The organism is Flavobacterium sp. ACAM 123, assembly GCF_000264055.1.
Classification (GTDB): Bacteria; Bacteroidota; Bacteroidia; order Flavobacteriales; family Flavobacteriaceae; genus Flavobacterium.
Window position 1 is genome coordinate 1 of sequence record NZ_AJXL01000089.1, and the last position, 15,221, is coordinate 15,221.

General features: G+C 35.3%; 15 protein-coding genes. 11 read left to right on the top strand and 4 right to left on the bottom strand.

Annotation, left to right across the window (positions count from 1 at the left end):
* Positions 1-255: 255 nt before the first annotated feature.
* The 8 genes from A3SG_RS0114090 to A3SG_RS0114130 all read left to right on the top strand — a co-directional run bounded on the left by A3SG_RS0114090 (position 256) and on the right by A3SG_RS0114130 (position 7,775).
* Entirely contained in the window at positions 256-834 is a 579-nt protein-coding gene (locus tag A3SG_RS0114090) for a nucleotide exchange factor GrpE (RefSeq protein WP_029596826.1), read from the top strand.
* A 57-nt stretch (positions 835-891) separates the two neighbouring features.
* Complete coding sequence (dnaJ, locus tag A3SG_RS0114095; RefSeq protein ID WP_016990654.1) at positions 892-2,022, top strand: molecular chaperone DnaJ; 1,131 nt, start codon at positions 892-894, stop codon at positions 2,020-2,022.
* Positions 2,023-2,150: 128 nt separating this feature from the next.
* Positions 2,151-3,074: an ABC transporter ATP-binding protein gene (locus tag A3SG_RS0114100; RefSeq protein ID WP_016990655.1), complete on the top strand. Its 924-nt coding sequence runs from the start codon at positions 2,151-2,153 to the stop codon at positions 3,072-3,074.
* A 75-nt stretch (positions 3,075-3,149) separates the two neighbouring features.
* Positions 3,150-4,466, top strand: a complete 1,317-nt coding sequence (locus tag A3SG_RS0114105) for an ABC transporter permease (RefSeq protein WP_016990656.1) — start codon at positions 3,150-3,152, stop codon at positions 4,464-4,466.
* 49 nt (positions 4,467-4,515) lie between these two features.
* On the top strand, positions 4,516-5,679 hold the full coding sequence (locus A3SG_RS0114110) for a sigma-54-dependent transcriptional regulator (RefSeq protein ID WP_016990657.1): 1,164 nt from the start codon (positions 4,516-4,518) through the stop codon (positions 5,677-5,679).
* A 306-nt stretch (positions 5,680-5,985) separates the two neighbouring features.
* On the top strand, positions 5,986-6,651 hold the full coding sequence (locus A3SG_RS0114120; RefSeq protein ID WP_016990659.1) for a DEAD/DEAH box helicase: 666 nt from the start codon (positions 5,986-5,988) through the stop codon (positions 6,649-6,651).
* 15 nt (positions 6,652-6,666) lie between these two features.
* The gene (locus A3SG_RS0114125) at positions 6,667-6,885 is read left to right on the top strand and encodes a putative signal transducing protein (protein ID WP_016990660.1); all 219 of its coding nucleotides are present in this window, start codon (positions 6,667-6,669) and stop codon (positions 6,883-6,885) included.
* A 92-nt stretch (positions 6,886-6,977) separates the two neighbouring features.
* Positions 6,978-7,775 carry a Cof-type HAD-IIB family hydrolase gene (locus A3SG_RS0114130; RefSeq protein WP_016990661.1) on the top strand — a complete coding sequence of 266 codons (798 nt, stop codon included), beginning with the start codon at positions 6,978-6,980 and terminating at the stop codon, positions 7,773-7,775.
* A gap of 5 nt (positions 7,776-7,780) precedes the next feature.
* Here the strand turns inward: A3SG_RS0114130 and A3SG_RS0114135 are convergent, their stop codons facing one another.
* Positions 7,781-8,122 (bottom strand): hypothetical protein, encoded by a 342-nt coding sequence (locus A3SG_RS0114135; RefSeq protein WP_016990662.1) that lies wholly within the window; start codon positions 8,120-8,122, stop codon positions 7,781-7,783.
* A 241-nt stretch (positions 8,123-8,363) separates the two neighbouring features.
* Positions 8,364-9,980, bottom strand: a complete 1,617-nt coding sequence (locus A3SG_RS0114140; RefSeq protein ID WP_016990663.1) for an ABC transporter substrate-binding protein — start codon at positions 9,978-9,980, stop codon at positions 8,364-8,366.
* An 87-nt stretch (positions 9,981-10,067) separates the two neighbouring features.
* On the opposite strand from A3SG_RS0114140, the gene mtaB reads away from it, so the two are divergent.
* A complete protein-coding gene (gene mtaB / locus A3SG_RS0114145; RefSeq protein ID WP_016990664.1) occupies positions 10,068-11,396 on the top strand; it encodes a tRNA (N(6)-L-threonylcarbamoyladenosine(37)-C(2))-methylthiotransferase MtaB in 1,329 nt (442 codons plus the stop codon).
* A gap of 142 nt (positions 11,397-11,538) precedes the next feature.
* Here mtaB and A3SG_RS0114150 read toward each other — a convergent pair whose 3' ends face one another.
* Positions 11,539-12,255, bottom strand: coding sequence for a 3-ketoacyl-ACP reductase (locus A3SG_RS0114150; protein WP_016990665.1), 717 nt, complete (start codon positions 12,253-12,255; stop codon positions 11,539-11,541).
* A 183-nt stretch (positions 12,256-12,438) separates the two neighbouring features.
* Here A3SG_RS0114150 and A3SG_RS0114155 point away from each other — a divergent pair, with 183 nt between their 5' ends.
* Positions 12,439-13,311: a L,D-transpeptidase gene (locus A3SG_RS0114155; RefSeq protein WP_016990666.1), complete on the top strand. Its 873-nt coding sequence runs from the start codon at positions 12,439-12,441 to the stop codon at positions 13,309-13,311.
* An 18-nt stretch (positions 13,312-13,329) separates the two neighbouring features.
* Here A3SG_RS0114155 and A3SG_RS0114160 read toward each other — a convergent pair whose 3' ends face one another.
* On the bottom strand, positions 13,330-14,166 hold the full coding sequence (locus A3SG_RS0114160; protein WP_016990667.1) for a DUF6929 family protein: 837 nt from the start codon (positions 14,164-14,166) through the stop codon (positions 13,330-13,332).
* A 182-nt stretch (positions 14,167-14,348) separates the two neighbouring features.
* On the opposite strand from A3SG_RS0114160, the gene A3SG_RS0114165 reads away from it, so the two are divergent.
* On the top strand, positions 14,349-15,221 hold an 873-nt coding region (locus A3SG_RS0114165), incomplete at its 3' end, for a PPK2 family polyphosphate kinase (RefSeq protein WP_016990668.1).

A 15,221-nucleotide genomic window follows, 5' to 3' on the forward strand; every position in this document is an offset into this window, starting at 1 on the left:
TATTCACGAATTAATAATTATTTAGAAACCTAACCTTTAATTTGTTTTTTATAGATTAAAAATTTAATCTTGATCAAAACCGCAAACAAAATTACCGAAACAATAACATAATAGTCTTAAAGTTTTACTAAATTTTAAATTAATATAAAGTTTAGTGTTCTACAGGATAAATAGTTGCTATTAAAAAAAAGAATGACAATTTGACATTTAGTGAGAATTGGCAGTACTTTTGCAATTCAAAGAAAAGTGAAAAAAATGAAGTTTAAGAATATTTTTAAAAATAAAGATAATATGACTACTGAAAATACAGAAATCGATAAAGAGATGGATGATGTAACATTAGATAACAATGCGAATGACGAACAAGTTGTGGCTGATGAGTTAAGTGTTGAAGATCAATTGACGCAGGATTTAGCGAAAGAAAAAGATAAATATTTACGGTTATTTGCAGAATTTGAAAATTATAAAAGAAGAACTTCAAAAGAACGTATAGAATTATATAAGACAGCAAATCAGGAGGTTCTTTTAGCTATGTTACCAGTTTTAGATGATTTTGACAGAGCGATGGTTGAAATACTTAAATCTGATGACGAATTACTTTTGAAAGGGGTAGAGCTAATCCATGAAAAATTGAGAAATACTCTGTTTTCAAAAGGATTAGAGCAAGTAGAAGTTAAGGCCGGTGATGCATTTGATGCAGATTTTGCCGAAGCAATAACTCAAATTCCCGCGGAGTCGCCTAAGATGAAAGGGAAAATTGTTGATGTTCTTGAAAAAGGATATAAGTTGGGAGATAAAATCATTCGATTTCCTAAAGTGGTTATAGGGCAGTAATGCGGACAGGTGTGGACGCCAGTAACTGGGTCTGTACTTTCACAAGAAAATATAAAGATGAAAAAAGATTTTTACGAGATATTAGAAATTTCCAAAAGTGCTGATGCAGCAGTAATAAAGAAAGCTTACAGAAAAAAAGCGTTAGAGCATCATCCTGACAAAAATCCTGGAGACAAAGAAGCAGAAGAAAAGTTCAAAGTTGCTGCTGAAGCCTATGAAGTTTTAAGCGATCCGACCAAAAAAGCAAAATACGATCAATACGGTCATCAAGCTTTTGATGGTTCTGGAGGTTTTGGTGGACGCGGTGGTGGAGGCCATGCCGGAATGAATATGGATGATATCTTCAGTCAATTTGGTGATATTTTCGGTAGCGCCTTTGGTGGCGGTGGCGGATTTGGAGGCGGTGGCGGAGGTCAACGCAGAACTAAAGGAAGCAACCTACGAATCAAAGTAAAATTGACATTAGAAGAAGTTGCTAATGGTGTTGAGAAAAAGGTAAAAGTTAAACGTAAAGTGCAGGCCGTAGGCGTGTCTTATAAAACGTGCTCTACCTGCAGCGGACAAGGGCAAGTTATGCGTGTTACCAATACAATCCTGGGAAGAATGCAATCAGCATCCACCTGTCCTACTTGTGGTGGATCTGGACAGATTTTAGATAAAAAACCTGCAGAGGCAGATTCTCAAGGGATGATTACTGAAGACGAAACAGTTTCTATTAAAATTCCCGCCGGTGTTGTTGACGGGATGCAGTTAAAAGTTTCTGGAAAAGGAAATGATGCTCCGGGAAATAGTGTTCCAGGAGATTTGATTGTAGCGATTGAAGAATTGGAGCATGAATTTTTAAAGCGCGAAGGAGAGAACTTGCATTATGATTTATATATCAGTTTTCCTGAAGCAGTTCTTGGTGTTTCAAAAGATATCGAAGCGATCAACGGAAAAGTAAGAATTAAATTAGAAGAAGGAATTCAATCTGGTAAGATTCTGAGACTCAAAGGAAAAGGGATTCCAAACATTAATGGGTACGCAAGTGGAGATTTGTTAGTGCATGTCAATGTATGGACTCCTAAAACCGTAAGTAAAGAACAAAAGTTGTTTTTTGAAAGCAATATTACCGATGAACATTTTATTCCAAATCCTGAAAAATCAGATAAATCATTTTTTGAGAAGGTAAAAGATATGTTTTCATAATTTTTATAAAGTTTAGAAATTAAATATAAGCTTCCCATCCTTGTGAAAACAAGGATGGGTTTTTTTATGTAACAATCAGATCTATTTCGATACTAATTATTTACTTTTACACAAATTCAAATTTCAGCATGAGTACCCTACTTGAAGTCAATAAAGTCGTGAAGCAATACGGTGATTACGTAGCGCTTAACGAAGTTTCATTAACAGTTCCCAAAGGCAGTATTTATGGGCTTTTAGGTCCAAATGGTGCCGGAAAAACATCATTGATCAGAATCATAAATCAAATTACGATGCCTGACAGTGGTGATATTATCCTTGATGGTGAAAAACTGCAACTTAAACACGTACAGCACATAGGCTACCTTCCTGAAGAAAGAGGGTTGTATACGAGTATGAAAGTAGGGGAGCAATGTTTGTATTTGGCTCAAATGAAAGGGCTATCAAAAGCAGAAGCTAAAAAACAATTGGAATATTGGTTTGAGAGATTGGAAATTCAAGGTTGGTGGAATAAGAAAATTCAAGAACTTTCTAAAGGAATGGCTCAGAAAATTCAGTTTGTCGTTTGTGTGTTGCATAAACCTAAACTGTTGATTTTTGACGAACCTTTTTCTGGTTTTGATCCTGTAAATGCTAATATCATTAAAGATGAAATTCTGGCGTTGCGGGAAGAGGGCGCTACTATAATATTTTCGACCCACCGCATGGAAAGTGTAGAAGAATTATGTGATCATATTGCCTTGATCCACAAATCAAATAAACTTATTGAAGGAAAGTTAGACGATGTCAAAAGACAATTCAAAACTAATAGTTTTGAGGTGGGTATTGTATCAAATAATGTGGAAGGTCTGATGTATGACATCACTCAAAAATTTACGGTAGGGACAGCGAATTTTAAATCACTTGGCAAAGAATTGAAACTTGAAATCCAATTGGGAAATGCTATGCCAAATGAGCTGCTTCATGTCCTTACGCAACGGGGACAAGTGACCCATTTTGTGGAAAAAATTCCAAGTGTAAATGATATATTTATTCAAACGGTAAGTGAAAAGTAAATAATTTTTATTGTTATGATTTTAGATTTTTACATTCTGAAAACAAAAATCGTTAATCAAAAATCAAAAACCTAAATGAGCATTATTTCATTAATCATAAAAAGAGAGTTTATTGCTAAAGTGCGTAACAAATCTTTTATTGTTATGACCTTTTTAAGTCCGCTACTATTTGTGTGTATTGCCGCATTTGTGGGGTATTTAAGTTCGATGAAAGCAGAAACGAAGCGAATTGCAATCCATGACGAATCGGGATTGTTTGTCGGAGAATTTATAGCGCAAAACAATTCGAAAAGTGAATATAAATATCTTGATTTATCTTTAATTGATACGAAATTCCTCAAAGATAGTATTACTAATGAAAATTATGAAGGGGTATTGTTAATACCAAATACGACTAATGTTGCCGATTTAGAAAATAAAATAAAATTTATATCTAACAGCAGTCCAAGTATCTCATTTATTGAAAATGTTCAGGATATTGTTGCTAATAAAATAACTAAAACCAATCTTGAGAAAGCAAATTTAGATACTTTGGCGATTAGAAATGCCCAGTCAAAAGTCAATATAAGTTTGGCAAAAGCTTCAGGAGAGCAAAGTGTAAAAGGTCTTAACGAAATAAAAATTGCCATCGGTGGTGGATTTGGATACCTAATTATGATGTTTATTATAATTTATGGTAACATGGTGATGCGAAGTGTGATCGAAGAAAAAACAAATCGTATTATCGAAATAATAATCTCATCAGTCAAGCCGTTTCAGTTGATGATTGGTAAAATTATAGGAACCTCATTGGCAGGGATTCTTCAGTTTTTTATATGGGCTTTAATTGGGCTTTCTTTGCTGTTTGCCGCGTCTGTATTTTTTGGAGCTAATGTAGGGCCAACAGCGAGAGTATCTCCGGAATTAATGGAACAGGCACAGCAGGAATTTGCAGGTATGGCTCAAATGTATATCAAGGAATTATTGAATTTACCAATAGCGAGTATACTAATAAGTTTTATAATTTATTTCATAGGAGGCTACTTTCTCTACAGTTCTTTTTATGCTGCAATTGGTGCCGCTGTTGATAATCAAACTGATTCACAGCAATTTCTCTTGCCCATTATTATGCCATTGGTGCTTAGTGTTTATGTAGGGTTTTTTAGTGTAGTGAATGATCCACATGGTACCTTAGCAGTCGTTTTTTCAATGATTCCGCTCACATCGCCTATTGTGATGTTAATGCGAATTCCGTTTGGCGTACCTTTGTGGCAAATTGCTATATCAATAAGCTTGTTATTTGCGACCTTCTTCTCGGTAGTTTGGTTTGCAGCAAAAATATATCGCGTGGGAATTTTAATGTACGGAAAGAAACCGACATGGAAAGAATTATACAAATGGCTTAAATATTAAAATATTTGGTTATTTGATAACCAAATGACCGAATAAAAAAATCAATACTATGTCAAAAATATTAATCATAGAAGATGAAGCGGCTATCCGTAGAGTACTTTCCAAAATACTTTCTGAGGAGAGCGACACTTATCAGGTTGAAGATGCTGAAGACGGTGTACAGGGTTATGAAAAAATAAAAAATAACGATTACGATCTTGTTTTGTGCGATATAAAAATGCCGAAAATGGATGGTGTAGAATTGCTTGAAGCTGTCAAAAAAATAAAACCAGAAATACCAATTGTTATGATCTCCGGTCATGGCGATATGGAAACGGCTATAAATACGATGCGACTTGGTGCATTTGATTATATATCAAAACCTCCGGATTTAAATCGGTTGTTAAATACGGTTAGAAACGCATTGGACAAAAAAAAGCTCGTGGTTGAAAATAAGTTTTTAAGAAAAAAAGTCAGTAAGAATTACGAGATGATTGGGGATAGCGAGGCAATCGATCATATTAAAGTGATGATTGATAAAGTGGCTCAAACTGATGCTCGAGTCCTTATAACGGGACCAAACGGAACCGGTAAGGAATTAGTGGCACATCAGTTGCATGAGAAAAGTGAACGTGCTACTTTTCCTTTAATCGAAGTGAATTGTGCCGCGATTCCTTCTGAATTGATAGAAAGCGAATTGTTTGGACACGTGAAAGGGGCGTTTACATCAGCTGTAAAAGATCGAGCAGGTAAATTTGAAGCTGCAGATAAAGGAACTATTTTTCTGGATGAAATTGGAGACATGAGTCTTTCGGCTCAAGCCAAAGTATTGCGTGTGTTACAAGAAAGCATGATTACAAGAGTGGGTGCAGAGAAAGATATTAAAGTCGACGTTCGTGTGATTGCAGCGACTAATAAAGATTTGAAAACGGAGATTGCCGAAGGTCGTTTCCGTGAAGATTTATATCACAGACTGGCCGTAATCTTGATCAAAGTGCCTTCCTTGAATGAAAGACGCGAAGACATTCCCATGCTGATTTCTCATTTTGCAGACAAAATTGCTTCTGAGCAAGGAAACGCATTAAAGAAATTTTCTGGAGACGCTGTCAAACTACTGCAGGAATATGATTGGACTGGAAATATTCGGGAATTACGTAATGTAGTGGAGCGTTTGATTATCCTGGGAGGGGCTGAAATTTCTAAAAATGACGTAAAGTTGTTTGCCAGTAAATAAGAATCCCCCTAACCCCTTAAGAGGTAATAAGGAAGCAAATAGTAGTGTTTGTGCTACTCAGGTTTTAAGCGTATTATTATGATAAAATCCAAAAAATATCAATTACTACTTTTGCTTTTTATTGTTGTTATTTTAGGATTTAAAGTTTTTCGATTCTTTGAAATTGATAACTGTTTAGATGGAAGAGGAAAATAGAATTATGATAAATGTGAGTGTGATAATTCTATTGAATAATATTTGAAAATAAATAAAATTCTTTGTGGGTCTTTGAGCCACTTTTGAGAATCTTTGTGAAATAAATAAGAAATGAAATTAAAGAAATTAAACGAAAATTTACGTGAAGGATTAGTTGATAACGGTTTAACCGAAGCCAACACTTTACAAAAAGAAACTTTTTCTACTTTAAAAAGTGGTGCAGACTGTATTATTATCGCGTCAAAAGGAAGCGGTAAGTCTACAACGATTGTGATCAATGTGATTCAGCAGTTGGTTTGTGAGGGAGAACAGTCGCCTCGTGCCTTAATTATTGTTGAAGATAAAGCCAAAGTGTTAGAAATGGAAGCTATTTTCGAAAAATTTGAAAGGTATACTGATTTGGTGGTTTACGGTGTCCATGATAGGGGCGATATGGAATATGACAAAAATTATATTTCTGGCGGAGTTGACGTGTTGATAGGAACACCCAATAAGTTGGGCGAAATGTTCACGACTGCTGGTTTTAATGTAAACAGATTGAAAATGTTTATTATTGATGACGCAGATTCTATTTTAAAATTGCGACATGAAACGAAGCTGATGCGTATGTCAAACAGCATCAATAAAACGCAGCGTATTATTTTTTCTGAACGACTTACTGGTCGAATTGAAAGTCTTGCCGATAAAATGATGGTAGAGCCCTACCTGTTTGAAATTGAAGAAGGTGAAGAAGAGGATGAGGAGGAAGAGAATGAGGAAGAAGAGGAAACAAAATAACATAAAATAAATAAGATGGGATTAATGAAAGTGTTTTCAGGAAGCGAAATATTAGCAATGGCTTTAAAAGAAAAAATTGAAGCTATAGGTGTTGCTACAGTTATGAAAGATAATATTCAATCAGCTAGATTGGCGGGTTTTGGAAGCTCGGGTTCTGCTGTGGAGGTTTTCATACAGGAAACTGATTTTGCAAAAGCAAATCCAGTTATTGAAGAATTTAGGTTAAGTATTTAACAAACGTGTGATAATTTAGAGAATTAAACCCTGAATAGCTAGTATGGTATCAGGGTTTTCTTTTTAAATACGTGTATAATTAAAAAAAAGAGATGAAATATAAGATGCTGGTTGTAGACATGGATGACACCTTGTTGAAAGACGACCATACCATTTCGGATGAAAATAAAGAAATGCTTTTTAAAGCTCAGGAAAAGGGAGTGCATGTTATTTTGGCATCAGGAAGACCAACACCTGCGATGGTAGCCTATGCCAAAGAGTTAAAACTGGATAATTCGTATATGATATCCTATAATGGAGCTGTAATTACAGATTTAAAAGAGAATAAAGTAATCTTTGAACGAACCTTAAGCCAAGAACAAATATATGAATTGTATGAGTATAGTCTAAAAAGGAAAACCCATATTATTACTTATATCGATGGGAAAGTTGTGAGTGAAACAAGTTCAGAATACATTGATATTGAGCTTTATATTAGTGGATTAGCTCATAATAAAGTATTGGACTTTAGGGCAGCTGTTACTTCCTCAGCTGTTAAATGTGTTTTATTAGAAGAGCCAAGTTACCTGAGAGAAGTAGAAAAAGACTTGAAACTAGCAATGCCTCATTTGAGTGTTAGCATGTCAAAGCCTTTTTTCCTGGAAGTGGCACAACATGGTATCGACAAAGCGGCAAGTATAAAAATAGTAGCAGAGAAATTAGGTATTCACCAAAGTGAAATAATTGCCGTTGGGAATGCGGGGAATGATTTAACGATGATTGAATACGCAGGATTAGGAGTATGGGTAGATAATGTAGATCCGGAATTGAGAGACAAAGCAAATGTTATTGTCGCATCAAATAATGATCATGGTGTTGCTGAGGTAGTGCGCAGATTTATTTTGAATTAAGGATTTTATTTCTTTGGTAGTTTGCAACTTTTACAAAAATCAGGATAGCTCTGGATTGGTTTTAAGACTTCTGCATGCAGCGTAGTAAGTTGTGTTGTTTCAAGACCCAGATTAGTGCTTTTTGCAGCCTTGGCATGCTCTTCGTTGTACTTCTTTTGTCTCTGGCCGCATATAATTTTTAAAAAGCTAACATCAGAAAAAAGTCCTTTCTGCTCGTAGATTTCTTTGTGCAGTTTACGAGAATAGAGTGCAGATAAATTAAATTCATAGCGAGCAAAATCTAGCCGTTTGTTAGCGGTAATGGTGTCTGCATTAAAAAGATGCCCTGCATCACTTGGAAAGAGCAATTTACTTTGGAATTGAAATTTTTGGTAAGGATAAACGATACATTGTTCATTATAAATACAAAATCAGGGCTTGAAGCGCTGTTAATACTAGTAATATTAACCTCATTTTTTATTTGTAGCTTCTGATTGAAAATCGGATAATTGTAGTTGGTAAAGACCGTTTCATGCAATACTATTTTTAGCATTTGTACTTAGCATGTGAAAGAAAACAAAGAATTCATTAGCTTTTTTTATCTAATTGTTATGGTTTAAAGATCTTCTTTTTTACTTTTTTCAGACTCAATAAATTCAAAGGATTAATCCCTAGGCCAATGACATCTTTTCGCGTAAAGCGGGCAACCTTATCATAAAACAAGGGGATTATAGGTGCTTGATCAATGATAATTTTATCCATTTTTTGATATAAAACATAACGTTTTTCATCATCAGTTTCCTTGAAAGCTTGTTCGTATAAAATATCGAATTCTGCATTTTTAAAATGCGTATAATTGGGTCCGTTCGGAGAGAAATTTTTACTGTAAAATAAAGATAAATAATTCTCGGCATCAGGATAATCAGCAATCCAACTCGCTCTAAAAAACGATACTTTTCCAGTAGAAATAGCTTGGCGCAATGTAGAAGGAGGACTAATGTCAACTTGAACGTCCAGTCCTATTTTTTGCCACTCGCGTTGCAAAAACTCTCCAATATCAACGTAGGATGCATTCGTACTTAATTGAATCACAGGATTTTTATCACTGGTAGCTCTCTTGTACTCATTTACTAATTTTTTTGCTTTTTCGATATCGTAGGTATATCCTTTGGTATTATTAAAACTGGGTAAACCTGCAGGAATAATTCCGTTAATCGCTGGTGTTCCCATGTTATTGCGCAAATAAGTAATCATTTTTTGGCGGTCGAAACCATAATTCATCGCTTGACGAATGCGTAAGTCTAATACCGCTTTGTTGTCGCCGTCCATTCTGAATCCAAGGTATTCAGTATTAAGATAAGGCCCAGTAATTAGGTTAATCTCCTTTTTGTATTTGGGTTGTAATTCGCCCGTTTGCGTTAAAATATCATCTTTATAAGAGGGATCTAGACCTGAAGTGAAATCTAATTTTCCTTGTATGAATTGTAGAAAACCACTTTGCTTATCTGGTAAAAAAGTAATGGCAACAGCTTCTAGATAAGGCAACATATTTCCTTTCTCGTCTTTTTCGTAAAACAAAGGGTTTTTTCGCAAGACCAGTTTTACGTTTTCTTCCCATAATTTTAATTGGAAAGGGCCCGTTCCTATTGGGTGCGAACGAAAATCACTACCATAATGAGACACCACTTCTTTTGGCACAACTGAGGCGTATTTCATGGTCATTAAGCCAAGGAAAGCGGGGAAAGGTTTGATCAGCTTAATTTCAAAAACACTGTCATTTTCGGCTTTGAAGCTATCTACGTTTTGTAAAACCCAGCCACCGGGCGAAGCGACCTTTTCGTCTAGTAATCGGTTGAGGCTGTATTCAAAATCGGAGGCTTTTACAGTTCGGGTGCTGTCTTTACCAAATAAGATGTGTTTTTGAAAATAGATATCGTTTCGCAACGTAAAAGTATAGGTTTTTGCATCGGGAGAAATAGTCCAAGATTTGGCAATATCGGGTTGGATATTCAATTTTTCGTCCAGTTGCAGTAAACCATTGAAGATGTGGTTACAAGCCCAAATGTTCGATTGTACTTTTGAGAAAGCAGGATCCAGAGAAGTGATATTAGAACTTTCATTGTAACGAAAAACAAGATGATCTTTATTTTCTAAACTGTCTTTTCCACAGGAAACAAATGTTAATACAATACAAAGCGTTGATATATAGTGAATTATTGATTTCATTTTAAAAAATATTGTACGTAAATTTGCGAACTATTTTTACAAGGATGTAAATATAATAAGTTACTACTAAAAACGTAGTTTATCCCTATGGAAAACAGAAAAAAAGTTGCCTTTTATACGCTTGGTTGCAAACTGAATTTTTCAGAAACTTCTACGATTGCTAGAAGTTTCGAAGACGAAGGTTTTGATCGTGTAGATTTTGAAGAAGTTGCTGATATGTATGTAATTAATACGTGCTCCGTTACTGAAAATGCAGACAAGCAATTTAAGCAGGTGGTTAAAAAAGCAATGAAGCTCAATAATAAGGCTTTTGTAGCCGCTGTGGGTTGTTATGCACAATTGAAACCAGAAGAATTAGCGGCAGTTGATGGAGTTGATTTAGTTCTGGGAGCTACAGAGAAATTTAAAATTACCGATTATATCAATGATTTGTCTAAAAACGATTTTGGCGAAGTACATTCCTGTGAGATTGCTGATGCTGATTTCTATGTAGGAAGTTACTCGATAGGTGACAGAACCCGTGCTTTCTTGAAAGTGCAAGATGGTTGTGATTACAAATGTACCTATTGTACAATTCCGCTTGCGAGAGGTATTTCTAGAAGTGATGAATTGAATAATGTTTTGAAAAATGCTTACGAAATTTCGCAGCAGAATATCAAAGAAATTGTACTTACCGGAGTGAATATTGGAGATTACGGAAAAGGGGAATTCGGAAACAAAAAGCACGAACATACTTTCTTAGAACTAGTTCAGGAACTAGACAAAGTAGAAGGAATAGAGCGTTTGCGAATCTCGTCTATTGAGCCTAATTTATTGAAAAATGAGACCATAGAATTTGTTTCGAAAAGCAGAACTTTTGTACCGCATTTTCATATTCCGTTGCAATCAGGAAGTAACGATATTCTGAAATTGATGAAGCGTCGTTATCAACGTGAAATATACACGGAAAGAGTAAATAAAATTAGAGAAGTGATGCCACATGCCTGCATTGGTGTGGACGTAATTGTTGGTTTTCCTGGTGAAACGGATGAACATTTCTTAGAAACGTATCGTTACTTGAATGAAATGGATATTTCTTATTTGCATGTTTTCAAGTATTCTGAACGTGATAATACGGAAGCCGCAGATATGGATGGTGTTGTTCCTGAGAATGTCCGGGTGAAAAGAAGTAAAATGATGCGTGGATTATCAGTAAAAAAACGCCGCGCTTTTTATGAAAGCCAGTTGGGAACGGCAAGAACTGTTCTTTTTGAAAGCGAAAATAAAGAGGGTTATATTCATGGTTTTACAGAAAACTACGTAAAAGTAAAAACACCTTGGAATCCCGAATTAGTGAATACCTTGCATGAAATTAATTTGACTACAATTGATACTGATGGTAGTGTCAGAATGGAATTTGTAGCTGTTGAGGTTTAGGCACTTTAAAATAATTAAAATTTAAACCATTAAGAGATTTAGAAAGTTAAGGTAGAACTTAATGAACTTAATCTCTTAATGGTTTTTTATTTAAGTCAAGTGTGGTTTTTGACTTTTAGCCATTTGGCTACCCTCTTAATTATTATGGGTTTGTTGACCAAAGTCCTGCATCTTTTATAAATACACGTCGATTTAATTTTAACTGGGCAATAATTAATTCAGCTAAATCCTCTGCTTGCATCACGTTTTTAGGGTTACCGTCGGTTAGATTTAAGTCTTTGGCCATTTCAGTACCAACAGTACTTGGAGTTAAGGCAGTAACGCGAATGTTGTGTTTACGAACTTCCTGCATTAAGGATTCTGTTAGTCCTAAAACTGCATATTTAGAGGCGCTGTATGCACTAGTCTTTGCATTTCCTTTCAACCCTGCGGTCGATGAAATATTAATTATATCACCCGTTTTTCTTGCAATCATATTAGGTAAAACTGCGCGAGTTGTGTAGTAGGTACCCATTAAGTTTACTTGAATGATACTTTCCCATACTTTAGGTTCTAGTTCTAAAAATTTACCAAAAGCAGCGATTCCAGCATTGTTAATTAAGATGTCAATTGTTTGAAATGTGTTTAGGGCTTTCTCAACAGCTGTATTGATGGAATCAATATCTGATACATCAGCCGTTAGTGCTAATGATTTTACACCCAATTTAGTAACTGTTGTTGCTACCTCGTCTAACTCAGATTGAGTACGGGACACTAAAATCACATTCACACCTTCTTTTGCCAATGCAATAGCGATTGCTTTCCCAATTCCTTTTCCAGCACCAGTAATTAGGGCATTTTTATTTTTTAAGTCAGTCATATTGTTTCAATTTTAGTTTGTTATTAGCAAAGTTAAACCATTCCTCTTTTTAAAGGCAGAACAGAAAGTAAAAAAAAAGTTAATTTATGCGGACCTAAATATTTAAATTAGATAAATATTTCAAATAATTATGTAACACTTTAGAGAATAAAAGAGGTCACTTTTGTGGTACAAATAGCAACTATGAAAAAATTAGTCCTTCTTTTGAATATCAGTTTCATGATCCTTATCGTTTCATGCAAAGAACATGATAAGGTGGAAAGCGTGGAAGACGTGGAAAGCGATCCAGTAATCACACGACAAGAGCCGAAAAGTGTTTCTTATCATTTAGAAAATACGAAACTGTGGTTATCAGCGCATGCAGGTGACGACAAAATGCTTGGTATAGCTTACGCTATTAACAGAACAGACGCCAATAATTTAAAGCAAATGGATTCGATTATCATTCCGGGGGATATTAGTGGAGACATTGAGTTTTATCTTCCATTTCCATTGCTCGTTTCGTACTTGAAAAATATAAAGAAAATCATCTTTTTTTCTTACCCTACACAAACATTTGCCGCTTATGAAAAAGGACAATTAATTTATACAGGACCTACTAATATGGGAAGTGAAAAACACAAAACACCAACAGGGCTTTTCTTTACTAATTGGAAAGCAGAGGAAACTACAAGCACATTTGATGATGAGTGGGATCTGCGTTGGAACTTTAACGTAGAAAATAAACTCGGCGTTGGATGGCATCAATATAGTTTACCGGGTTATCCAGCCTCTCATTCTTGTTTGAGACTTCAAGAGAAAGACGCTAAACTTTTATACGAGTGGGCTGATGAATGGCAATTAGCCGATTCAGAAACGGTTAAAGTAAAAGGGACTCCCGTAGTTGTTTTTGGCGGTTATGATTTTAAAGCTCCTAAACCATGGTTGCAATTAATTGCTAACCCGAAGGCATTAGCTATTTCAGAAAAGGAAATTGAGGAACAAACCATGCCTTTTTTAAGTACTATTCTAAAAGAGCAGAAGAATCGAGAAACGGTTCAGTCTGACGAGAAATAGCAATAGCCTTACTATTTATTAGTTAAGATCTATACTCAGTTTGTAAATGCGGCTTTCTAAAGTATCCGTGTCTTTATCCTCACAAAGTAGAAACTGGATTTGCTTCTTGTTTTTTGAAAATAAGGTTAGCCCTTCAAATTTATTTGAGAGGCTAATTTTTTGCGTAAAATCTATTCTCATGGTCTCGATGTCAATACGACCAATAATACTTCCTAGGATTTCGCCATCGTCATAAGTAGAGGTAGTATTTTCGGCTGTGGCCAAGAAATAAATTTTTTCATCAATCAGGACTGCATCAGTAAAGCTGGTACGAACTCCTTTTATTTTTGGGAGCTTGTAATCGTTAGAAAGTAGGCTGAATTCTTCGTTTAATTTTTTGGCGTGAAGGGTGAAAATAACATTTTTGTTTGCGCTCCCATTGCCACGGTTGAATAAATACCAATTTTCACCATCATAAGTAACACCTTCCAAGCTAAAATCTTCTGATTTTATGTATCCAAAACTTTGCATGACCGCATAGAGATCAACCAGATTATTAGTCATGGTTTTTTTTCGTGTTTTTAAATCAAATTCGATCATCGCATTTCTTTTTGTGGTGGAGCCCGAGCCAAAGATATAAAGCGTGTCTTGATAATGAGTTAGAGATTCAAAGTCGGGTTTGTCCTTTTTTACAATGTTTTCACTTGGGTCTCGTATCAGTGGGTATTTTTTAAAGTTAGTATCACTGATGTTGTATTCGTATAGAAAGCCACTATTATCACCTATTAAATAGAGAAAATCGTTTTGGAAGAAAAATCCAGATGCGGAACCAATACCTATAATCGTAGTGAATAATTCTAGTGTAAATTTTTTCATAATTTGATGTTGAAAACGTAAAGCCCTAGCCCAGATAGTAGCGAAAATCCTATTGAGTCAGCCCCGCATTTTCGCGGCGGTACAATAGATTGCAGCAGATAGCTGGAAAAGCTCCAAAAAATCATCAAGAGTAGTCCTGATTATTTGTTATATTTGATAAAGTAAATATAAAAAGATTCCTGATGAAATCAATTAATCCCGAAGATTTTAAAGTTGGCAACAAGATAAAGTTGTCAAAACTTCCCACTAATTTAGATATTGGTGCAAGTGATGACAAAAAAGAGGATAAATTAGCGGATGTTATCGATAAGTTGAGTGATTTGCAGGATACGATGTATGCTCACAATAGGTATGGGGTTTTGATTTGTTTGCAAGGCATGGATACTTCAGGGAAAGACAGCTTGATTCGAGAAGTTTTTAAGGATTTTAATTCGCGAGGGGTTGTGGTACATAGCTTTAAAACACCTAATTCGAATGAGCTGGAGCATGATTATCTATGGCGCCATTACTTGGCATTACCAGAAAAAGGGAAATTTGCCGTTTTTAACAGAACGCATTATGAGAATGTATTAGTTACTCGAGTGCACCCAGAATATATTTTAAATGAAAACTTACCAGGGATAAAAGACGTCTCATCGATTACACCCGCCTTTTGGGAAAACAGAATGGAGCAAATCAGAAATTTTGAGAAACACATTACCCAAAACGGAACCATTGTGCTGAAATTCTTTCTCCATATGAGCAAAGAGGAGCAGAGAGCGCGCTTATTGAGGCGTTTAGAAGAAAAAAAACACAATTGGAAGTTCTCAGTGGGAGATCTAAAAGAAAGAGAGCGATGGGATGACTACATGCGTTATTATGAAGAAGCGATAAACAATACTTCTACGGACTATGCACCTTGGTATGTAATTCCCGCCGACGATAAAGAAATGTGCCGTTATATTGTGGGTAAAATTATCTGGGAAGAAATGCAAAAACGTACAGACATTCAAATGCCTGAAATGGATGACGAAATTCAGGAAAACATAGCCTTGTACAAAGATATTTTGAAAAAG

Coding starts and splice junctions, on each gene's coding strand:
- A3SG_RS0114140 (WP_016990663.1), bottom strand. CDS start 9,980: ATGAAATCAATAATTCACTATATATCAACGCTTTGTATTGTATTAACA.
- A3SG_RS0114120 (WP_016990659.1), top strand. CDS start 5,986: ATGAAATTAAAGAAATTAAACGAAAATTTACGTGAAGGATTAGTTGAT.
- A3SG_RS0114125 (WP_016990660.1), top strand. CDS start 6,667: ATGGGATTAATGAAAGTGTTTTCAGGAAGCGAAATATTAGCAATGGCT.
- A3SG_RS0114100 (WP_016990655.1), top strand. CDS start 2,151: ATGAGTACCCTACTTGAAGTCAATAAAGTCGTGAAGCAATACGGTGAT.
- A3SG_RS0114150 (WP_016990665.1), bottom strand. CDS start 12,255: ATGACTGACTTAAAAAATAAAAATGCCCTAATTACTGGTGCTGGAAAA.
- A3SG_RS0114105 (WP_016990656.1), top strand. CDS start 3,150: ATGAGCATTATTTCATTAATCATAAAAAGAGAGTTTATTGCTAAAGTG.
- dnaJ (WP_016990654.1), top strand. CDS start 892: ATGAAAAAAGATTTTTACGAGATATTAGAAATTTCCAAAAGTGCTGAT.
- A3SG_RS0114130 (WP_016990661.1), top strand. CDS start 6,978: ATGAAATATAAGATGCTGGTTGTAGACATGGATGACACCTTGTTGAAA.
- A3SG_RS0114160 (WP_016990667.1), bottom strand. CDS start 14,166: ATGAAAAAATTTACACTAGAATTATTCACTACGATTATAGGTATTGGT.
- A3SG_RS0114155 (WP_016990666.1), top strand. CDS start 12,439: ATGAAAAAATTAGTCCTTCTTTTGAATATCAGTTTCATGATCCTTATC.
- mtaB (WP_016990664.1), top strand. CDS start 10,068: ATGGAAAACAGAAAAAAAGTTGCCTTTTATACGCTTGGTTGCAAACTG.
- A3SG_RS0114110 (WP_016990657.1), top strand. CDS start 4,516: ATGTCAAAAATATTAATCATAGAAGATGAAGCGGCTATCCGTAGAGTA.
- A3SG_RS0114090 (WP_029596826.1), top strand. CDS start 256: ATGAAGTTTAAGAATATTTTTAAAAATAAAGATAATATGACTACTGAA.